Annotated in this window: 12 protein-coding genes and 2 pseudogenes; 3 read left to right on the forward strand and 11 right to left on the reverse strand. The window is 55.3% G+C overall.

Annotated features, from left to right (window positions below):
• A pseudogene (locus C5748_RS19730) lies at nucleotides 1-136 on the reverse strand (IS3 family transposase); the annotation flags it as partial.
• A gap of 84 nt (nucleotides 137-220) precedes the next feature.
• Between C5748_RS19730 and C5748_RS19735 the strand changes: the two are divergent.
• Complete coding sequence (locus tag C5748_RS19735) at nucleotides 221-1,408, forward strand: IS256 family transposase (protein ID WP_199194852.1); 1,188 nt, start codon at nucleotides 221-223, stop codon at nucleotides 1,406-1,408.
• 30 nt (nucleotides 1,409-1,438) lie between these two features.
• Here C5748_RS19735 and C5748_RS19740 read toward each other — a convergent pair.
• Both C5748_RS19740 and C5748_RS19750 read right to left on the reverse strand, forming a co-directional pair.
• Nucleotides 1,439-1,773: pseudogene (locus C5748_RS19740) on the reverse strand (transposase); the annotation flags it as partial.
• A gap of 518 nt (nucleotides 1,774-2,291) precedes the next feature.
• Complete coding sequence (locus tag C5748_RS19750) at nucleotides 2,292-6,542, reverse strand: glycoside hydrolase family 99-like domain-containing protein (protein ID WP_158259902.1); 4,251 nt, start codon at nucleotides 6,540-6,542, stop codon at nucleotides 2,292-2,294.
• Nucleotides 6,543-7,124: 582 nt separating this feature from the next.
• Between C5748_RS19750 and C5748_RS19755 the strand changes: the two genes are divergently transcribed.
• Nucleotides 7,125-8,237, forward strand: a complete 1,113-nt coding sequence (locus C5748_RS19755) for an acyltransferase family protein (protein ID WP_158259903.1) — start codon at nucleotides 7,125-7,127, stop codon at nucleotides 8,235-8,237.
• A 199-nt stretch (nucleotides 8,238-8,436) separates the two neighbouring features.
• Here C5748_RS19755 and C5748_RS19760 read toward each other — a convergent pair whose 3' ends face one another.
• The 8 genes from C5748_RS19760 to C5748_RS19795 all read right to left on the reverse strand — a co-directional run bounded on the left by C5748_RS19760 (nucleotide 8,437) and on the right by C5748_RS19795 (nucleotide 21,593).
• Nucleotides 8,437-9,963 carry a sulfotransferase family protein gene (locus C5748_RS19760; protein WP_105743662.1) on the reverse strand — a complete coding sequence of 509 codons (1,527 nt, stop codon included), beginning with the start codon at nucleotides 9,961-9,963 and terminating at the stop codon, nucleotides 8,437-8,439.
• A gap of 199 nt (nucleotides 9,964-10,162) precedes the next feature.
• Entirely contained in the window at nucleotides 10,163-12,697 is a 2,535-nt protein-coding gene (locus C5748_RS19765) for a glycosyltransferase (RefSeq protein ID WP_105743663.1), read from the reverse strand.
• A 157-nt stretch (nucleotides 12,698-12,854) separates the two neighbouring features.
• Nucleotides 12,855-13,739, reverse strand: a complete 885-nt coding sequence (rfbD, locus tag C5748_RS19770) for a dTDP-4-dehydrorhamnose reductase (RefSeq protein WP_105743664.1) — start codon at nucleotides 13,737-13,739, stop codon at nucleotides 12,855-12,857.
• Entirely contained in the window at nucleotides 13,736-14,809 is a 1,074-nt protein-coding gene (gene rfbB / locus C5748_RS19775; RefSeq protein ID WP_105743665.1) for a dTDP-glucose 4,6-dehydratase, read from the reverse strand. The genes rfbD and rfbB overlap by 4 nt, the downstream gene beginning before the upstream one ends.
• 17 nt (nucleotides 14,810-14,826) lie before the next feature.
• A complete protein-coding gene (rfbC, locus tag C5748_RS19780; protein ID WP_425350281.1) occupies nucleotides 14,827-15,378 on the reverse strand; it encodes a dTDP-4-dehydrorhamnose 3,5-epimerase in 552 nt (183 codons plus the stop codon).
• Nucleotides 15,378-16,259: a glucose-1-phosphate thymidylyltransferase RfbA gene (rfbA, locus tag C5748_RS19785; RefSeq protein WP_105743667.1), complete on the reverse strand. Its 882-nt coding sequence runs from the start codon at nucleotides 16,257-16,259 to the stop codon at nucleotides 15,378-15,380. The genes rfbC and rfbA overlap by 1 nt, the downstream gene beginning before the upstream one ends.
• A 347-nt stretch (nucleotides 16,260-16,606) precedes the next feature.
• Nucleotides 16,607-17,551: a glycosyltransferase family 2 protein gene (locus C5748_RS19790; protein ID WP_105743668.1), complete on the reverse strand. Its 945-nt coding sequence runs from the start codon at nucleotides 17,549-17,551 to the stop codon at nucleotides 16,607-16,609.
• 385 nt (nucleotides 17,552-17,936) lie between these two features.
• A complete protein-coding gene (locus tag C5748_RS19795) occupies nucleotides 17,937-21,593 on the reverse strand; it encodes a hydantoinase B/oxoprolinase family protein (RefSeq protein ID WP_105743669.1) in 3,657 nt (1,218 codons plus the stop codon).
• Nucleotides 21,594-21,715: 122 nt separating this feature from the next.
• Here C5748_RS19795 and C5748_RS19800 point away from each other — a divergent pair, with 122 nt between their 5' ends.
• Nucleotides 21,716-22,303 (forward strand): winged helix DNA-binding protein, encoded by a 588-nt coding sequence (locus C5748_RS19800; RefSeq protein ID WP_245581878.1) that lies wholly within the window; start codon nucleotides 21,716-21,718, stop codon nucleotides 22,301-22,303.
• Nucleotides 22,304-22,319 lie beyond the last annotated feature (16 nt).

Here is a 22,319-nt window from a genome sequence, read left to right on the forward strand (position 1 = left end):
GATAGCCGAAACGCCGTCGCTCATTGGCGAGATCGCGCAGCCTCAATCGCAATTCTACCTCCGGCGGTCGGCAGGACCGATATCGTACCATCTTCCGATCCGCAGATATAATCTGGCAGGCCCGCCGATAACGTAAAGAATCTTTCGCACTTTCAGATTTGACGGCTCCTTCTACCATGACGGAAGGAGCGAAGAGATGGACGACGAGAAGGATGCGGCGATGGGTCAGGTGATCCGGATCGACGAAGCGCGGATCAAGGATCACCTTGGTGAGATGGTGCGCGGGACGGTTGAAGAGGCGCTGAATACGATGCTCGACGCGGAGGCGGACCGATTGTGCGGCGCGGGGCGCTATGAACGCAATGAAGGCCGCCAGGACAGGCGAGCCGGCAGCTACGAGCGGGCCCTGCACACCAAGGCGGGCGAGGTGAAGCTGAAGGTGCCGAAGTTGCGCCGCCAGACCTTCGAGACGGCCATCATCGAGCGTTACCGACGGCGGGAGAGCTCGGTCGAAGAGGCCTTGATCGAGATGTATCTGGCCGGTGTCTCGGTGCGGCGCGTGGAGGACATCACCGAGGCGCTGTGGGGCACGCGGGTCAGCCCTGGCACGGTTTCGAACCTGAACAAGAAGATCTACACGAAGATCGAGGAATGGCGGAACCGGCCGATCGAGGGCGATCACCCCTATCTCTATCTTGACGGCATCGTGATGAAGCGAACCTGGGCGGGCGAGGTGCGCAACGTCTCGCTGCTGGTGGCCAGCGCGGTCAATGCCGAGGGCTATCGCGAGATCCTCGGCATCTGCGAAGGCGCCAAGGAGGACAAGTCCGGCTGGTCGGCGTTTCTGCGCCACCTGGTCGACCGCGGCCTGAGCGGCGTGCAGCTGATCATCTCGGATGCTTGCCGCGGCCTGGTGGAAAGCATCGCCGATTATCTGCCCGAGGCGCGCTGGCAGCGCTGCATGGTGCATTTTTACCGCAACGTGTTCAGCCATGTGCCGACGACGAAGGTGCGCGAGATCAGCCATATGCTGAAGGCGATCCACGCCCAGGAAAGCCGGGAAGCGGCGCAGGAGAAGGCCGCCATGATCATCGAGGACCTACGCCGCCAGAAGCTCGGGAAAGCGGCCGATTTGATCGAGGCGCATATCGATGAGACCCTGACCTTCTACGCCTTCCCCGACAGCCATTGGCTCAAGATCAGAACCAACAATCCGCTGGAGCGGATCATGAAGGAAATCCGCCGGCGCACCCGCGTCGTGGGAGCCTTCCCGGACGGCCAAAGCTGCCTGAATCTGGCGGCGGCCCGGCTGAGGCACATCGCGGGCAGTCAGTGGTCGACGCGCAAATACATGAATATGGACCCGCTCTACGCGGAGCAGACCTCAACCCACGGAGCCGTCGCCTGATAAAAAGTGCGAAAGATTCTGGACACTACCGGCCCGCCGTTCCGAAAGCCCCATGACGGCCTTCAGATGCGCGACGGCGTCGCGTTTGGCGGCGGGCCCTACCATTTTTTTGCAAGAAGCTCGCGAAGTGCGGCTGCATCCAGCATCTGTTCGGCCAGCAGCTTCTTCAGCCTAGCGTTCTCGTCCTCAAGCGCCTTCAGCCGCTTCGCCTCGGAGACTTCCATGCCACCGTATTTGGCTTTCCAATTATAAAACGTTGCTTCTGAAATTCCGTGCTTACGGCTGAGGTCGGACACCTTCGCGCCAGCCTCCTGCTCCTTCAGCACCGCAATAATCTGCTCTTCGGTGAATCTCTGCTTCTTCATTCGTCCGTCCTTTAATGGGCCGGACTCTAATCCATCGTGGAGGAAATTCGCAGTGGCAGGTCATGGCAGGTCAACACAGTGAATCATGCTTTGCCAGGCAGGAAAACCACAAACGCGAATTGCAAGAAAACAACCCACAAACACGTCGTTTCCTGCAATTCCGGGATCCGAAAAACCGTCGATTTCTATGTGAAATCAGCGGCTTTCGAATTCTTCACGACCGACGATATCAGGTCCATCTGATCGCCTGTGGGAAGTGAGTATTCCCACGGTGAGGCTGTAAGCGATGCAACAATTTTGCAATTACCCACATTTAAGCATCCGGGCGATTTCGGTCCCAAGGCGGATATCGGTCAGTCGTTTAAGGCCCCGCCATACCACGGTGTTTCCGGGTAGTGGATTTGATTGCGCCATCATGGCGCGAAGCGGACAATCGTACCGATGCCGGCCGAAGGGGCATCCACCCATAAGTTCGCTACGTGTGAGCTCAAGATGATGAAAAGGCACGTCATCCATGCTTAATTATACGCCTTCAACGTCGCTTCCCGAAGTGTCAAGATAGCATCGGAATTAAAGGCCTCCTTTACCGAGGCTGCATAATGGGGATAGCGCTTCGTCACCACATTAACGCCTGCCTTTACGAGAGTTTCTTTCTCAGATCCAAAACTCGCTGTTCGCACGTGATAAACGTATGCCCACGGTGAAATAAGATTTTTCCAACCCATTGCATTTGCGCGCATGCAGAAGTCATTCTCTTCACCGTATCCCCGCGCAAACGCCTCTTCGTCGAAAAACCCGATCTGCGTTATTGCCTCGCGTCGAATGTACATGCAGAAGCCCGATCCGGTGGGGACACTTACAGGTGCGCAGTGACTAGCACCTTGGACGATCTTTGCAGCGAATTCGTCACGTGTGATACCGGAAGGGACGAGGTTTTTTTCATTTATATTGGGGAAAGAAAAAGCTCCAGCATTGTCACTCATCGCGGTTACCGTCGCAATGTTATCTTGTTGAAACGCTACCGCACGCAAGCCCGCTATCCAGTTCGGAGTGACTATGGCGTCACTATTGAGCAGAATAACGTCGTCGTTAACAGCCCACCGTATTCCACGATTTATTGTTCGCGTGTAGCCAATGTTAATTTCGTTGTGCATAACTTCGACATTTGGGACTACGTTATAGCTGTCAACCATGTCTCTGATGCGTTCGTCGGTGCTTCCATCATTAATGACAAGAAGTTTTACACGGCTCATATCCGAATTCTTTAAGACAGATTCAATGCACCCGCGCACTTGGTCATATGCATTGTAGACAGGAATGATGATTGTGAGTTGGGACGAACCAGCGGCTGGTATATATTTCGGTCCAATTCCAATCTGTGCAGCCCGCTCTGCATCAAAAACATTATCCAGTGCACTCGCCAAGCGTTCCCGCAGCATCTCGTAAGAGAATTTACGGGATACAATATCTCTCCCCTTATTTCCCATTGCGGAGATCAATGACGGATTGCGGCAAAACTTAAGAACAGCGTCCGCTGCCGCGTCTATGTCACGATAGGGAACGAGGAATCCATTGACGCCATCTTGGATTTGTTCGGGTATTGCACCCCATTCATAACCAATTACAGGCCGATGAGATGCCATTGCCTCCGCAACTGTACGCCCGAACGATTCGGCAAAGTTTGACAAATTCAACAGAACATTGATCTCGTTCATTGCCTCCATTGGGCTTTCTTTATAGCCAACGAACTTGACGTTCTTTGGCACTTGGCCAGAATTCCGCAATCGTTGGGTATATTCATTTTCAGGACCGATTATTAAGAATTCCGCATTGTTCGTCATGGTCTCGCAGATAGCAGCAATTTTAAGGAAATCTAATATACCTTTTTTAGGGATGTTGCTGCTGACAAGTCCGAAACGGAACTTACCGTCCACTACGTTTTCGGTCGGGTAGTCTACCAGGTTCACCGCATTCGGAACATAAAAGGTGCGATGGTGACGGGCAAAGAGATTATAGGTTGCATTAGAATTCGCGATCAAGAAGTCTGAACGTTCGAATACCTCACTAATGGCCTCTTCGGCCGTCATTGCCAGCCGCTCTTGCAACGGAGCATCGAGTGAGATGATCTCGCGTGCATGGATTAGTCGCAGTCGCCGCATTCGTTTCGCTGCATACAGCGGTTCTAACAGCACGATAGTATTTGCATAGACAAGAGAGACGTTATGTTCGGCAATTATGTCTGAAAAATGCAACACTAGCTGCTGATCGATGTCCCGCCGGCTATGCCATTGAGGGTACCGGAAAACATAGAGGCAATGAACCCTTTTCCGAATTGCCTCAACATATTGGCGATTGTTGCTGCTGGGGAGACAGGCAATAACATTATAGTTCAAAAAGTTGAGAGCTTCGACAAGGTCTAAAAAGCTTCTTTCTCCGCCAAATAACTGGTGGCCGGAAATATGCGCGCAGATTAGAATTGTGGGTCGATTTGGCGTTAGGTTGATATCGCCTTTATACCTCACAGGAAACTCGAATTTTGTATCAATCTGTGCCGAGATGCGCTTGGCGGGGGCGTGCGCCGACGGTTTATCTATGCTGACCGACGCATTAGATGGGGTTCGTTCATGTTTTGGTGCGTATTTGCCTATCGTGGATCGTACTGCGCGAAGATAGCCATCACCGAACCTTTGGTCTGGTTCAAGAGTGGTTCCTTCCGCCCATTCGTTCCAGGCATTGATGAACAATAGTGACTCAGATCCTTTTCTGTATTGAAGTTCCTGGCTTATTATGCCTTTCAGCCATCGCCTAAGCTTTAATGGCGTTGCGCCATGGAAAATGCGTGAATCGTGCTGGCGGCGGGCCGTATTATCCCAGCCCATCATTGCCCCACGATGGACTTTCCACGGGTACCCTTGTTTAAATCGCTCTAGATCTCCTGTAACAACACCATCGTAGCTGAAAATCTCACCATTAAAATGAGAGTTCAAGTTTTTTACCTCGTGACGCTGATTATTGCGCTGCGTCTCGTGGGGAGGAAACAAGACGTAGGAATCCACGGAAAACTCTTCGGGAGCGCCTTCGAGCGGCTCAAGAGCGAATCGAGCAGCACATAGATGGATTTCTCCAATACCTGCTTTCCTGCACTCCTGGCGCCACATTTCAGCAGTTTCTTTCCAGTTCGGTATGATGCGAATGCGATAGACAAGCAAAACTGGCTTGCCATTATGCCTGATATATCTCGGATCTCGCATCATCGTGATGAATTCACGAATGAGTGCCCGACTGCTCTCAAGAGAATAATTTTGCCGGAGCAATACAAAGCGCTCCTGACCGTCCCAGTTTCGTGACCAATTTTCATTAGCCCAGCAGACGCAGAATGGATGATCAGGTTTTCCCAACTGAAGCATCTGTTCAATTGGTTCATTCAGCACTTTCTTGCCATTAAACCAGTAATAGTAGTAGCAGAAACCATACACGCCATGATCTTGTGCCAAATCGGCTTGTCGTTGCTGCGTGTCCGGATGCCGCAAATCATAGAACCCTAGATCTTTGGGCAAACGGGGTTGGTAGTGATGAAGGAACTGGGGGCGACCCCGTATCACATTATTCCACTCTGTGAATCCCTTACCCCACCATTTGTCGTTTTCTTCAACCGGATGGAACTGGGGTAGAAGAAAGGCGATTGACTTAATTTTCTTGAGTTCGGATTTCCGGTTGGACGGCTTTGATGCCACGGAAGATTTCACCGTGTAAGCACCATCGTTTGCGAAATATCCGGCCAACGTCTGAAATTTGGCCAACCAGCTCGACTGACTTACGTTGGAGGCTCCAATTAGGTCTCTTTCGTGCAATTTTAGAGCGGCCACATGACGTAAAATCATTACGTTGAGATAAAGGTAACAGCCTCTGGGAACGGAAAAATCTAGCGCCGAAACCACAGAGCTCAACCGCGGCAGCACTCTGTTTAAAAATTGCCTGATATCATCAGTAACAAACGTCGCCGCGGCCTCGAACTTATCGGCGAGTATGCCGATGTCCTCGTCAGTTGTTGCCGTATTGCAAAACTTCATAAAGCCGGTGCTTGTCGGTATGTCGGCGCCGGGTACAAGCAGGCATGCCGCCTCGTAATCATCAACCACACTAGCATTCAAAAAATGTAGAAAAGCATGAATTTCACTATGAGTGGTTGAATATTGGACGATAAAGAAGTTCCGTACTCTTGAGCAGTTTGCGGCTAATCGACCTATGAGTGTTTGGTCGCGAATGATAATAAAAACATCAGATTCTGCGAATATGCCAATAGACAATTTCTTATCAAGGTCCTGCCAACCGGCATTATCATTGATAACGGCGAGGATCAGATTTTTTGCGGATGGGCCCAACGCCCGTGCCGTGAAATAATCGGGCATACCATTCGGCGCAGATGGCAAATACTCAAAATGGGCCGGCTGGCCTCCCATGAACACTTTTGATTTGTCAAAAGGGGAATGGGAGTCGAAATGCTGTTGTGGGCTTGGAACGACCGAGTTTGCGCCGACTGGAATAGCCACTCGACCCTCGCGGTAACCCCACTTGACGTAGTGGAATAATGGATTGATGTTTGCGGAACGAACATCATCATACCTTTCAAGATACTCTGTCGTTGCAAAATATTTGGAAGGATTTCGTCCTTCTCTCCATCCGAAATACTTGAAATGGAAAAAAGCATCGACGCCCGCTTCTCTAACGTCGGCGTAGCAACTGTAGTAAAAATCTTTATCAAACAGCATCACACCGCTGTTCTCAAATGAAGTGTAATCCTTTCCGATAGGACTATAGATGTATGTTCGAAATATGCGTTCTGCATTTCTTATGAAATATCCGACTATGCGAGAATCTCTAACTATGCTTTTCAGCTGAGAGTTAAGGAAATTTTGATAACGGTATAAGAATGCAGGTGTTTTCATCCGTAGCCTAGTGGCCTCCAACTGTGGTCCGGTATTTCGTTTGGTCAAGCTTCCTGAACAGGCATTGAACCGCACAGAGCTGAGAGTGTTCAACGCCATTAACTGTCAGAGTTTAGGTCGGCTGTGCGTACCATACTCATAGTGTGGGCTGCAACTTTGATAACTGGCGAATTTACCGAGCGAGGGAGATTAGCTCCTCGACCGCGAACAATTGCGTAGCGTGATCTGCCGCTCCGATATGTCCTTCTCCAGCCTGAGCAGCCACAAATGCTTGGTGAGAAGCCCGTGGCGCTGCCAGCGGGCACGGGGCCGCTCTTGGGAGCCCCGCCACCGCCATTCCGCGAATAGACAGAGTTGGGCTTTTGACATATGCGTAGCCGACCCCATTATGGAGAACGCTTCAGAATGACCGAACGCCGAGAGCGGCTCTATTTTCTAGACGACGGGCGCGGCATAGCCGTTCTGTACGTAGTGATCTTTCACATCGTCTTCGTGCCAGCTATTCAATACCCGCGGCCGGCCAAAGTATTTCTGGAGTTCGGCGGATCAGGCGTGATCCTCTTCTTCCTGATCAGTGCCTTTTCGCTCTGCTACACGATGCCGAAGCATCTCTCGCATGAATACCCCATGCTCAGCTATGCCGTGGCGCGGCTCTTCCGCATTCTACCGCTCTATTATTTCATGTTGCTGCTGACTATCTGGCGCGATTGGGTCTGGCGTGACATGACTTTCGATTGGAGCAAAATCCTCGCCACGACTGTCTTTGCATTCAACTTCAACCCACAATGGGTAACCGGTATTGTGTGGGCAAGCTGGACGATTGGCGTCGAAATGCCATTCTACCTGTTGTTCCCGCTTCTCTATTTCCGCTTGCGAACGATCTGGCAAAAGATCATCGTTGCGATCCTAGCCGCATGGGCGGTGTACGCCTTCGACCAATATGTAATCCAACTGATCAGCGATCCGATTCTGGCCCGACGCTACAGCCACTACAATTTGCTGCATCATTTTCCAGTCTTTGTGATCGGAATGATTGCTTTCGACGTCTACCAATACGTCAAGACCAAGAACTTTGACCGCTCTACCGGTTGGCTGATCTCCTGCGTTGGCCTTAGCCTAGTTTGGATGATGGCTCTGAACAAGTATACCAAAACCTCATTCGAAATGGACCATCTGACGGCGATCGGCTACGCAACTTTACTGATCGGACTGTCGATCAGCCCAATCTCGATATTCTCCAACTCGATCACGCGGTTTTACGCCAAGATCTGCTATTCGACGTATCTCTGGCATCCATTCGTGATCTTCGCGCTTTCGCCGACATATCGCGTTATCTATGCCATGCCTATATCACTGTGGCTGAAGCTGGGTGCCTGCATCGCCTTAACCCTCCCCGTCGTGACAGCAGTTGCTTGGTGTAGCTTCCACTTGATTGAAAAGCGTGGTGATCGCATGGGAAAGATATTCCTCAAGTGGGCATCGGACCGCAGGCGCGCCGTTCCCGCGCCTGTAGAATGATTACTGTGTCCCCTTATGGATACGCTTCCGACGTCGATGCTGCGTGAAGAAGCGGCTTTCGAATTTTTCACGGCCGACAACATACCAATTGGCACCGAAGAGACGGATGCGCGGATCAATTTGATGTCCGTCTTTCTTAGAGCTTGTTATTTGTTCCCGATCGACGCTTCACAGGTGAATATCCCAATCCTTGTATCCATCAGGGACGTTGACCAGGTGCTACTTTTTCACTTGGCTTGCGTCCTTCCATGGCACCAAAGCGAATATAATGTATCGCCGGGTTGATGCCTCCGGTGGAGACGTCCGGGTTCTTCTGCAGATACCAGCTGTCGTCGAAGATACCTGAGCGCCTCAATCGTCTGAGTGCTCCTGCATAGCGGATGCGGTGCCAAAGGTTGGCCCAGTGGCGGTGCTTTCCGGCCGCTTTTAAAATTTGAAACGTTGTGCGAGGCAGCCGTCGAATCTGAGCAAGCCTGTTTGGCCTCTTCTCATATTGACTTAGTAGGCGGGTTAACGTCGCAATCACCTCAAAGTGCGCCTTCAGCTGCGCTTCAGTTTTTTCACGTTCGGTTTTTGCGCGCTCGGCTTCGGTTTTCCATTTGTGGATTTTGATTTCTTGCGTTTGTTTTTCAATGTGCGCTGTCAGTTCTTTTCGCAATGCCTCGATGGCAGCTTCCTTTTCCTCGACGACGGCGGCTTCCTTTCCTTTAAGAGCTGCTGCGAGTTCAGTCGCCGTCCGTTCCGCTTCGTGGCAGCGTTGCTCCAGTTTGTAAGAATCCGTGAGTTTCTCTTCGGCGTTTGCCAAATCCTGTTTCAGCTTTTTCGTATCAAATCTGGCCTTCTGCCCAGTTGCGATAAGATGCGCAAAAGCGGGAGCTGCGCCATTGAACTCGCCGCGCAGCCGGTCGAGTGTGGTGAAGTCCTCTGGCCGCTCGCCGGTGCGTGCCCATGTGTTAAAGATTGTGAAGCCGTGACGAAGCCACGTTGAAAGCGCCGGGTTTTCGAGGACGCGCTCGGGGGGCTCTCTGTGATGTCTGTACTTTTCTGAAAGGAAGATATCGACTTCGGTGGTCACTTTGCCGGACATGCGCGGCCAGGAAATTCCGAGGGCGCTATCTGCCTCCTTCAAGACATCAGGCCATCCGGTCAGCAGTCGATCGTAACTAGTAAAATAACGTGGCATCCCACGCGTTGCGAGTTCAGCATCCAGCACATGTCGCAACCATAGGAGATAACCATAAGAGCGTACGAAGCCGTTGCGTTGTTCGAGTGATGCCGCGACTTCGATTGGATTGCGAATGGGTATCACCGCCAGCGGGCGAATACCAGCATGTTCAAGGGTCTCGATCCAAAACGGTGCAAGACGGCAGATTCGCGGATCCTTCAAGACGAACAGGCGCGAGGCGTTAAATTCCTCGTCAAGCGTCGCGATTGCTTCTTCGCGAAATCCGTTCACTTTAGGAGAATTGAACCAGCCTGGATTGAACTCCAGCCAATCATCCCATTCTGATCCGGCAGACTGCAGAATGCGATCATTCAAGCGAGCGATCGGGGTCGACTCCCAATGTCCGGCCTCATTGGTTTTGTTGCTTCCCATGATAGTCTTGGGTAGATCGCAGCCAACCAGATTAAGCACCCGCGTCAATGCGCTGGTGCCGGAGCGGTGCATGCCTAGAACGAGAACACAGACGCGCTGCTGCGATTTGGTGCCAGCTGCTTTCGTCACAGACGATATACTCCACTCATTTCCACTTGATCCCCACTATCTGTCCGGGACGGATGATACTGACGTTGGGTTGCCTGAATGTTGTGCATCCGCTGTCTATTTCTTTCCATAGCAGGCGGTCGAAGGCAAGGGTTGAAGGTCTTTATACCAAGGTACTGCGAATTTATCTCCGAGGGCATCTTCATGATGGGCAAAGGCACTAAGCAGCTGATTTTGAGGTCTCGCGCATAGCTCCGAGAATTTCATCCAGAACCTCGCGCGGCTTGTCCGGAGGAGCCTTCAGGACGTGGCCGTTTTCTGATCTGGCGGCCGCATCGGCCTGAGCGCCGAGAGAGAAGCAGAAGACGGGGAGACCGGTCGCCAGCATTTCGTGGATGGCGTAGGAGAAGGTCTCCGGCCAGATAGAGGGCATCAGCCAGCATCCGATCTGCTGTTGCGCGGCGATGCTGGTCAGGTCCTCGATCTGATATTGGCCATAGACGGTGACAACCGAACGATGGAAGCGATAATCGAAATTTCCGATGATGGAGATGCGAACGCTGCGATCGTTCGGCAGGACCGCCGCCAGATCCATGACCGCACGTGCGCCTTTTTGATAGCCGATATTGCCGAGGATTCCGATCGTCAGGGTGTGGGTGTCAGGCGGAGTTACCGGCTGCGGCAGGGCCTGAAGGACGTGCGGGTTGACGACGATCTTGGGAGCAGCCTTCGGATAGGCTTTGGCAACGATCTGGCGGCTGGTATCGGAAAAGACCTCGATCCGGTCAGCCCTTGTCATGACGCCACCCCACACCTTGCGCCATTCCAGTATATCAGGATTGGACACGGCGCTGTTCGGATTGCCGGCCTCCAGGCAGGTTTTGCAAACACTCATTGCCGGGATTCCACAATATTTTCCACTGTTGTCAAGCAGCGTATAGGATGGGCAAAGCGGAAAATAATCGTGGATGAGAACCGAGAACCGATCCTGTATTCGGCAAAGCTCGATCATGAATTCCGCGAGTTTGAGCGGCTCGCGTGATCCGACAATGCACGAATAGACCAGATGGAGCTGATCGGCGGTATGAAGGACATCGCGCAGATTGCCGAGATCGTCCGTGTGGACCTTGGTTTTGCCTGCGGCCGAATGAACCTCCAACTCGTAGAGACCAGCGCCCGTGCGCTCGCGCACGGTGACGGCGCCTTGGTCCATCGTCTCGATTTCCGATTTGATGCGATTTTGCAGATAGGCTTCGGCGCCGCCGCCCATATCGTGAGCGAAGTAGACCGGCAAGGGCCGATCCGGTCTCTTGATTGCCGCAATGGCCAGCAGAATTCGGGCCGACAAAAGGGGATCCGTTGCGATAAAGCCCTGAACATCCCCGTCATATCCGGGATACCGCCTTGAGATGATCGCGCCATTCGAGCGCATCAAGCGTGCCTTCGCCTCCAGTCCGAACGAATTGCCTCCCCGGTGCTCCACGAACAGATTCGGCACCGCGACGTGACGCCCGCCAAGCGCTTGCGTCTTCTGGCACCAGTCGACCTCTTCACCGTAACCCTTGCCGAATTCCAGGTCGAATTTCGGAACCAGGCCAAGGAATTTCTTGTTCATTGCCATGCAGAAGCCAACGCCTGTCGGTGCTTCGACCGATAGCGCCGCTGGATTGATGTTTCGGGCGACGGCATCGATGGCGTCTGCTTGACCGACTTGCAGATCGGTTTTCCGACATATCACCGGCACGGAGAAGATCTCGGCATCGTTCGACATCGGTGTGGCGGAGGCTATTCTCTCATCGGCTATGATAGGAGTCATGAGCCGGGACAGCCAACCCTCCGGCACGAAGGCATCGGAATTCAGGAGGACGACATGGTGTCCGTCCGCCGCTTCCAGGCCCTTGTTGACCGCCTGGATGAAGCCGAGATTTTGCTCGTTCTGGATCAAGATAACGCGCGATCGGCGGCTAGCAGCCCAATCCTGCAGCCACGGCTTCACGCGACTGTCCGTCGAACAGTCTTCCACGATGATGAGACGGAACGGCCCGTCGGTGAAACGGTCGACGCGGCCCAGCACGTCAGGCAAAAGTTCAAACCCGTTGTAAACGGGAAGAACAATGAAGATTGGTTCGTCAAGCACCAGCCGCGCCGGATTTTCAGTGAGAATCCCAGCGGCCAAATCCACCTCTGGCTTCCGTTCAAAAGTGAAATACTGATCTTTCAGCCGGCTTGCAGCAAGGGGATCGCGCAGGATGAAATAGCGAAACAGGAGAGGGATGTTTCCAACGCCCAGCCATGCGAGATGAAAGAAAATGGAAGCATTGGAATATGCTCGCTCCATTTGCGTCATCGCGGCGAACGTATATTCCCTGGGGCCATCCACCCCGTCGACCTCGATACGCAGGTCATCATTGCGAAAAGGGAAATTGACGTTGAAGCCCGTCTGGGTGTCGAGACGCAGGCCTCGTGCGTCATTGATGTCATGACGGGCCTGATCCGGGGTGATCGAGCGGCGGACCGGACCAGAAACCAGCCGGAGAACTGGTCTTGTCGTCCACCCCTTCAGGTGGATCATGCCGCGCTCGACCTTGATCTCCTCAAGACGGCCGACAATTTCACCGTTTCTGTCATGGAGATCGAATCCAGGCCGTGAATTGCGGCGGGTCTCGATCAGAATACGGCGATAGACAAGCTTCAGCTTTCGCAGTTCTGCAGCGAGTTGGCGCCAAAGCTCGACCGGTCGATTATTGTTTAGCATATCATTTTATACCAGCGAGCACGCGACGAGTAGACCCCTGTTTCCAGTCAGCATAACCGCAGACTTGGGTCGATTTAAGCACAAGAATGGTTGGCTGTCGGTCCGATAGGCGCCCCGTTCCCTGGAGCAATCGACAGGCAGATTGATGCTGCCCGTCTCAACCGGCAAGTATTCTCCTCGAGACCTCGCCGAGGGATGTTTGCCATTGCGGCGCTTTCCAGCCGTAAGCAGCTTCAAGCTTTTCGGTTGCCAGCCGTGAGTTGGCGGGCCGCTTGGCCTTGGTCGGGTAATCGTCTGTCGTAATGGGTCGGATTATAGCCTTCCGTCCCCCTTGGACGTGGCTCGTATGCATGATTTCCTCGGCGAAGCCGCTCCAGTTGGTTTCACCGGTGCCTGCCAGGTGAAAGAGGCCATAAGGTGCATTCTTGCCGCCTGAAACAATCCGCTCAGCTATATGAATGATCCCGTCCGCGATATCCAGCGCAGATGTGGGATTGCCCCATTGATCCGAGACGACGGATATTTCATCCCGTTCAGCAGCGAGCCTCATCATTGTCTTGACGAAATTCTTGCCGAACGGGCTGTATACCCAGGCCGTACGCAAGATGATGTGCCGCGGATTTGCGGATGCTACCGCCAATTCTCCCGCAAGTTTGGTTCGTCCGTAGACACATTGCGGATCCGTAGCATCGTCTTCCGTATAGCGTCCCTCGGACGCGCCTGAAAAGACATAGTCGGTCGATAGGTGAATAATCGGAATGTCGCGGGCAGCGGCGGCGCTGGCAATGGCATGCGCTCCCGTCGCGTTCAGTGTATGCGCCAGTTCCGGCTCGTCTTCGGCCTGGTCAACGGCCGTGTAGGCAGCGGCCGAAATCACGATGTCGATATCGGCAGTGCTAATGATACGGTTTATGCCAGCGGAATCCGCGAGGTCCATTTCAGGGCGGCCAGCCGTGATCACCGTCACACCCGGGAATCGCGACGCCCTTTCGACAAGGCTTCGCGCGACTTGCCCTTCCTTGCCGGTCACCAGCAGCTTCATGCCGCGCCTTTCACCATCGAACCCAGGCGCTCGCCTGAATAGGTCTTTTGCCGGATAGGTCCCCACCACCAGGCGTTATCCAGATACCAGGCCACGGTGCGCGCCAAGCCGGTCTCGAATGTCTCTTGCGGTTTCCAGTTCAGTTCCCGTTCGATCTTGGAGGCGTCGATTGCATAACGGCGGTCATGCCCCGGCCTGTCAGCCACGAAAGTGATCAGGTCACGATAGGACCCGCCGGATCTCCGCGGTTTCTTCTCGTCCAGCGTATCGCAAATCGTCTCCACGACGCTCAGGTTTGTGCGCTCGGCGTTGCCGCCGATATTATAATTCTCGCCGGCCGCACCCTTGGTGATAACGCAGGCGAGCGCCCGGGCGTGATCTTCGACATAGAGCCAATCACGGACATTGGCGCCGGCGCCATACACGGGGAGGGGCTTTTCATCGAGTGCATTCAAAATGACGAGCGGAATGAGTTTTTCCGGGAAGTGAAAAGGACCGTAATTATTGGAGCAGTTGGAGAGGACGACTGGTAAGCCATAGGTCTCGTGCCAGGCGCGCACAAGATGGTCCGATGCCGCCTTGGATGCCGAATATGGCGACGACGGCGCGTACGGCGTTTCTTCAGTGAAGATGCCGCTGTCGAATGGGAGATCGCCGAATACCTCGTCCGTGGAAACGTGGTGAAAGCGGAATGCTTCCTTTTTGTCCGTCGGCAGGTCACGCCAATAGGTCAGTGCTGCGTTCAGCAAACGGTAGGTACCGACGATGTTTGTCTCGATGAAGGCGCCCGGACCATCGATCGAGCGGTCGACGTGGCTCTCCGCGGCAAGATGCATAATGGCGTCGATTTCCTCGGCGCGAAGGATATCCAACAGTTTGACGTCATCGCATATATCGAGTTGGTAGAACCGGTAGTTCAGGTGATTTTCGATCTGGCGCAGAGAAGCGAGATTGCCCGCATAGGTGAGTTTGTCGACATTGACGACATTGATGTCCGGATTGCTTGCCAGATGGCGGCAGACCGCCGATCCGATAAAGCCTGCTCCCCCTGTTACCAGTATGTTCTTCATCGGTATCCTGCTCCGCCTCATTCAAATGTTTCAGCCGCAGAGAGCCGCGGCGCATTCCGGTCCTTGTCTGAAAGTTGTATCTCGGCTGCCGAAAACGGCCATTTGATCCCGATCGTCGGATCATCGTAGCAGATAGACCGATCGTGTTCCCGCGAATAGGTATCGGTTACCTTGTAGACCACCTCGGTATGGTTTTCGAGTGTGACGAAACCATGGGCGAAGCCTTTCGGAACGAGGATCTGGTTCCACTTGTCCGCCGAAACGACAAGGGAAACCCACTTGCCGAAGTCAGGCGAACCCCGCCTTATATCAACCGCCACATCGAATATCGAACCGCGGACAACCCGTATGAGTTTATCCTGCGCGCGCGGGCCGAGCTGGTAGTGCAGCCCCCGCAGAACCCCCTTTGCGGCCGAATAGGAATGATTGTCCTGGACAAATTCAAGATGGATGCCAGCATCCGCGAAGCTCGATTTGTTGTAGGTTTCGGAAAAAAAACCACGAGCGTCGCCGAATTTCTGTGGCGTGATCTCGAAAACACCATCGAGGCCGAGCGAAGTAAGCGTCATCATAATTCGAAAAATTCCGTGACACGACGGCGCAGATAGGCGCCATATTCTGTTTTCCCGAGCTTGTCGGCACGGCTTAACACCTGTTCGGCGGTGAGCCAGCCCATTTGCATCGCGATCTCTTCAGGACAGGCGATCTTGATGCCTTGCCGGTGTTCTATCGTGCGGACGAAGGAGGCTGCCTCGTGCAGTCTATCGTGGGTTCCGGTATCCAGCCAGGCATATCCTCTGCCCAACTGATGCACGTGGAGAGCGCCCCGTTCGAGATAGATGTTGTTGACCGCTGTGATCTCCAACTCCCCGCGCGCCGATGGTTCGATTGATGCTGCGATGTCGACGACATCATTGTCATAGAAATAGAGACCCGTAACAGCCCAATTGGACTTGGGATTCGCGGGTTTCTCCTCAATTGAAAGAGCTTGGCCGGTCACCTTGTCGAAGGTGACGACGCCGTAGGATTCCGGATCCTGGACGTGGTAAGCAAAAACGGAAGCGCCGGCTGTTCTCTTCGCAGCCCATTGGCACAAATCAGACAGCCCATCGCCGTAATATATGTTGTCACCAAGGATCATGGCGACGTTGTCGTTTCCGATAAACTCGCGGCCGATTATGAACGCTTCAGCAAGTCCCTTCGGCTGAGGCTGCTCCGCGTAGGAAATGGCGATGCCGAACTCGCTCCCATCGCCAAACAGTGACTTGAACGCCACGAGATCGCGAGGCGTCGAAATCACCAGTATTTCTCGAATACCCGCAAGCATCAGGACGCTCAGGGGATAGAAAATCATCGGCTTGTCGTAAACCGGGAGTATCTGTTTCGAGATCGTCAAGGTCAGCGGGTACAAACGAGTACCGCTCCCCCCCGCTAAAATTATTCCCTTCAACGTGCCCCCTTTTTTGAAGCTGATCCACGATGTTGGTAAACCATTTTTGGGACCACGATTCAATATGAAATGCAACTGCTTGAAATGAAATGAAACCGTCGAAGAGTAGGTAACCGGGTGCGCTAAAGCGTGACATATGGCGCAAGTGCCGAATCTCCGGGCTCCAAAACTTCAATTGGGAGATGCCGAAGATAGCTGTTGCTGGCGAGGCAATACGCGAGAGCGTTGTTTTTCATTGCTGATTTGCCGGGCTGATTTGCCGGATTCGCGGCAACTCGGCAGCCATCAACGGAGGAGAGCCTGCTGCTCTCCCTGCTTGCGGTTTCCGCAATAGCTTGATGGTCGCTCTACAGCTTTCCGATCATGCCGGCTAAAAACAGGGCGGCATTGTCGGTCAACGATTGCCTGCGGATGCCGGACCTCGCGAGCCCCCACAATGCCGTGAATGCAACGGACTGGCGAATAGATTTAAATTCCTCAAACAGCTTCCTGGAATCGCGGTCGAGTAGATCCATGCATTTTTCGAGACTATCGATGTTGCGCTGGTTCCAAACCGCGAAATCCCCTGCGAGCAAACGGCGGAGCCTGTCCATACGAGCGCCTATGCTCGCATTATCACCAACCAGGTTCTCCTCATGACGGCGATAGCCGGTCTTGGGTGTCGGATCATAGATAACGTGTCCTCCGGCACCGCTCACAAGCAAATACGACCACCAATCATGGCTGACGAACCCGGTTCGACGTGCGCCCTCTCGGATGATATTCCATGCAGGGCGATTGACGAGCATGGTGTTTCCGCCTCCGATATTCTGGACAATGGCGTTACGAAAGCTCGGCTGCCTTTTGAACAGGGGTGAAAGACCAATTTGATTGCCGCTTGCATCGATAATTCGGGTCCTCGATGCATAAAGACCCGGCTGATCGGCACAATTCCGTGAAAGTTGCTTCACGGCTATCTCCAGCTTGTCCTTGTCCCAGACGTCGTCCTGGTCACAGAAGGCAAAAAAGTCGGCATCAATGTCACTCCGCATCATCAGGCTGCGGAAGTTTTCCGAAAAGCCTTTTCGCGGACCGGCCAGAATGTGGAAGGCTCCCTTTTTCCAGCGTGTCTGCCATCGCTTCAGGAGAAGGAGCGAGCCATCGGACGAACCATCGTCACCCGCCCATATGTCGATTGCGGGGACAGTTTGTGCTTCCAGCGACCTGAGTTGATCATCCAGGAATTTCTCGCCGTCGAGCGCGGCCATCAAAACGGCTATGCGCGCTTGGCTTACATTTTCAGGGTCTAGCATGCGATCATTTCAGCTGGGGCGAGATTGTTGGGATTGCCAAACATATGAAAATAGAAGTCGAGGCCAATGGCCAAAACCGATAGGTGCCGAACCTCTCAGATCCAGCACTGCGCCTTCGATAGCTAATTGCCCGATACCAGAGTGGCGCGTCAAGCATTGGTAATTATTATATCGGATCGTTTTTATCAATATTTTGCTATTGCGTTGCTTCTTCTTGAGCGATTAGGCGAATTCCCCAATACAAGCAATGACATCCGAACATTGTGACGCCGATAAAGGCGACACAAGATAGAAAGCGCTCCGCGGGTTGAGACATGATTTGCCCCGAAACCCAGAAGCGAGGCCGTAACAGGGTTGAGACAGCGGAAATGCGCGATGTGATGCCTTACGATCGATCTGGCCGTCTAGCCGAGCGGTCTGCTGCTGACGCTTCAGGTTTGCCGTATCCGCCTCCGGTCGGCGTGGTCACGATGAAGGCCTCGCCGGCTTCAAGAACGGTGTGAGCGCATCCCGGCAGCGGCTCGATCGTTCCGTCGTTGCGCCTGACCGCATTGGCGCCGCATTGTCCCGGTTCGCCGCCCTTCAGGCCAAACGGCGCGATGCGGCGGTGGCCGGACAGAATGGCGAAGTCGAGCGTCTCCTGCGCCCGGATTGTCCGCTTCGTTCCATTGCCCGCCGACCATTTGCCCTTGCCGCCGGAATCGGGGCGGATGTGGAAGTCTTCCAGAACCACCGGGAAGCGCGTTTCGAGAATTTCGGGATCGGTCAGGCGCGAATTGGTCATGTGGGTGTGGATCGCATCGGCGCCATCATAGCCGGGACCGGCCGGCGCGCCTGAGCAGATCGTCTCGTAATATTGATACTGATCATTGCCGAAGGTCAGATTGTTCATCGTCCCTTGTGCCGCCGCCTGTGCGCCCACTGCGCCAAACAGGCAATTCGTGACGGCCTGGCTGACCTCGACATTGCCCGCCACCACCGCGGCGGGATATTCCGGCGAAAGCATCGTCCCATCGGGCACGATGATGTGGATCGGCCGCAAGCAGCCGGCGTTCATCGGGATGTTGCTTTGCACCAGCGTGCGGAAAACATAAAGCACGGCTGCCCGCGTCACCGGGCGCGGCGCATTGAAATTGTCGGCGCGCTGTTGCGACGTGCCGGTGAAATCGACCGTCACCTCGCGCGCTGCCCTGTCGACCGATATGTTGACGACGATGCTGCAGCCCTGGTCCATCTCGTAAGTAAAGCTGCCGTCGTGAAGCTGGTCGAGCACGCGGCGCACACTCTCCGCCGCATTGTCCTGCACATGCCCCATATAGGCCTCGACCACATCCTCGCCGAAATGCGCGATCATCTTGCGCAGTTCGGCCACGCCCTTTTCATTGGCGGCGACCTGCGCCTTCAGATCATTGACGTTTTGCAGCAGCGTGCGCACCGGATAGCGGGCTCCGGTCAAAAGGGCTGCGAGCTCATCTTCGCAGAACCGGCCACGGTCCATAAGCTTGAAATTGTCGATATAGACGCCTTCCTCCTCGATGGTGGTGGCGAGCGGCGACATGGAACCCGGCGCGATGCCGCCAATATCGGCGTGGTGGCCCCGGCTTGCCACCCAGAACCGGATGGTCTGCCCGGCATCGTCGAAGACCGGCGTGCACACGGTGAGGTCCGGCAGATGCGTGCCGCCATTATAAGGCGCGTTGATGAGGAAGACGTCGCCTGGATGGATCACCGGGTTCTCGCGGATCGCGGCCGCGACCGAGGCATCCATCGAGCCCAGATGCACCGGCATATGTGGTGCGTTGGCAACCAGATTGCCATGCGCATCGAAGACCGCGCAGGAAAAGTCGAGCCGTTCCTTGATATTGACCGAATAGGCGGTGTTTTGCAGCGTCACGCCCATCTGCTCGGCAATCGACATGAAGAGGTTGTTGAAGATCTCCAGCATCACCGGATCGGCCTGGGTGCCGATCGCCAGGCGGTCCGGCAGCGCCTTGATGCGCTTGAGAACGATATGATCCTTCGCCGTCAGTTGCGCCTGCCAGCCATCCTCGATGACGATGGTCTGGTTCGGCTCGATGATGATGGCCGGGCCGGTCAGGCGCTGGCCGGGTTTCATGGCGGCGCGCATGACCACCGCCGCATCATGGGTGGCGCCCAGCGAATAAAAGCGATTGCGCCCGATTGCGTCCGGCTCGCCTGTCGCATCCGCGTCGACCGCCGTTTCAGCCTGCATGCCGCCGCCGCCGACGGTTTCCACCTCGACGGCGTCGATGACCAGCGCCTTGTTGGCCGCGACGAAGCCGAAGCGCCGCTTGTGCGCGATTTCGAACTCGCGGCGCAGGCGATCCACATCGTCATGAGCGGGAAACGTCGTCTCGACCGCAAGAACCGTATCGGTCCCGGCATAGCGGATATGGGCGCGCGCAAATGTCGTGATCGCGCTGTCGCCAATGCCCTGGGCGTGCAGCTCGGCGATGCATTCGCGTTCGAGTTCCGCGGCCATAAGGCCGAGCGGGCGAGGGGCGTCGGCATCAAGCGGCGCACCCAGCGCTTTTTGCCGGACCGCCCTGATATTCGCCAGGCCCATGCCATAGGCCGACAGCAGCCCCGACATGGGGTGGACGAGGATGCTCTTGATGCCCAGGGCATCGGCGACCAGGCAGGCGTGCTGGCCGCCCGCGCCGCCAAAGCAGCTCAGCGCATAGCGCGTCACGTCATAACCGCGCTGTACGGAAATCTTCTTGATGGCCTCGACCATATTGGCGACGGCGATGCGGATGAAGCCATCGGCGACGTCTTCCGGGCTGCGGCCGTCGCCGATGCGCCGCGCTAACTCGGCGAAGCGGGCCTTCACCACATCGGCATCGAGCGGTTCATCCTGATTGGGGCCGAAGATCGGCGGGAAGAAATCGGCAATGAGCTTGCCGACCATGACATTGGCATCGGTCACGGCAAGCGGACCGCCATTGCGGTAGCAGGCTGGGCCCGGATTGGCGCCGGCCGAATCCGGGCCGACTCGGAAACGTCCATCCTCGAAATGCAGGATCGAGCCGCCGCCGGCGGCAACCGTGTGAATCAGCATCATCGGCGCGCGCACGCGCACGCCGGCCACCTCGGTTTCAAAGGCGCGTTCATATTCGCCGTCGAAATGCGCCACATCCGTCGAGGTGCCGCCCATGTCGAAGCCGATCACATTGGGAAAGCCTGCCTCTTCGCCGGTGCGGGCCAGACCGACGACGCCGCCGGCGGGACCCGACAGGATCGCATCCTTGCCCTGGAACATGTCGGCGGCGGTCAATCCGCCCGACGACATCATGAACATGACGCGGGCGCCGGTGCGGGCAACATCGAGTTCGCTTGAAACCTGCGCCACATAGCGGCGAAGAACGGGAGACAGATAGGCATCGACAACGGTCGTATCGCCGCGACCGACCAGCTTGATCAGCGGCGAGACTTCGTGGCTCACCGAGATTTGCCCAAAACCCATCTCGCGGGCGATTTGCGCAAGGGCTGCTTCGTGCGCGGGAAACTTATAGGCATGCATGAAAACGATGGCCAGGGCATTATAGCCCTGCGCCTTCAATGCGTTGAGCGCTGCCCGCGCCTCGTCGGCGTCAAGGGCAGTCTCGATCGTGCCGTCGGCAAGCACGCGCTCATTGATCTCGACCACCGCGTCATACAGCGCGTCGGGCTTGATGATCTCGGTCGCAAAGATATTCTTGCGCTCCTGATAGCCGATCCGCAGCGCGTCACGAAATCCCTTGGTCGTGATGAGCGCGAGACGATCTCCCTTGCGCTCCAGAAGCGCATTGGTCGCGACCGTCGTGCCCATGCGCACCTCGTTGATGAGGCCGGAGGCGATGGGTTGGCCGGGCTTCAATCCCAGATGCAGGCGGATCCCGTGTACGGCGGCGTCTTGATAGGCCTCGGGATTTTCCGACAGCACCTTGCGGGCATGCAGCGCACCTTGCGGATCGCGGCCGATCACATCGGTGAACGTGCCGCCACGGTCTACCCAGAAATCCCAGCTTCCGACGCTCATCCCGTGCTCCCTTTTTGCCCGGCTGCCACATTTGTGGGCATGCTCAATATGTAGACCGCGATATCATTGACAATATATCGATAAAATGATGATATAAAATCGCCAAGGAGGAGGCAAGCGGAATGACGACGGATTCGAAAGATCAGGAAACAGGCGATATGGAGCAACGCGCCACGGCGCTGCCGCAGCATCTCGAGCCGGTTTCGCCCATTGGGCCCATCGTGTCGTCGGCGCATCTGGCCGATGGCGGTTCCCCCGGTCTTTCCGAGGTGGAATACGGCTTGATCCTCGCCTCGCACGCCTTTTCCCGCTGGATGGTGCGCTGCATGGCGGCCGCGGGATTGCCCGGACTTTCCGCGACCGAAATTCTCATCCTGCACTCGGTGCGCCATCGCGGCCGGGAAAAGAAGCTGGCCGACATCTGCCTCGTTCTCGATATCGAGGACACGCACGTGGCGACCTATGCGATTCGCAAACTGGAAGCCGCGAGGCTTGTCACCACCGGCAGGGCGGCCAAGGAAAAGACCATCAAGATTACCGACAAGGGTGCGCAGGCGTGTACGCGCTATGCCCAGATCCGCGAGCGGCTGTTCGTGGCGTCGACCACCAATGCGCGGCCCGCCGAAGACACGCTCTCGGAGATTGCCGCCGTGCTGCGCTTTCTCTCGGGCGCCTATGACCAGGCAGCCCGCGCTGCCACCACATTGTAAGCACCGAAGGATGGCT

The organism is Phyllobacterium phragmitis (assembly GCF_002980495.1).
GTDB lineage: Bacteria > Pseudomonadota > Alphaproteobacteria > Rhizobiales > Rhizobiaceae > Paramesorhizobium > Paramesorhizobium phragmitis.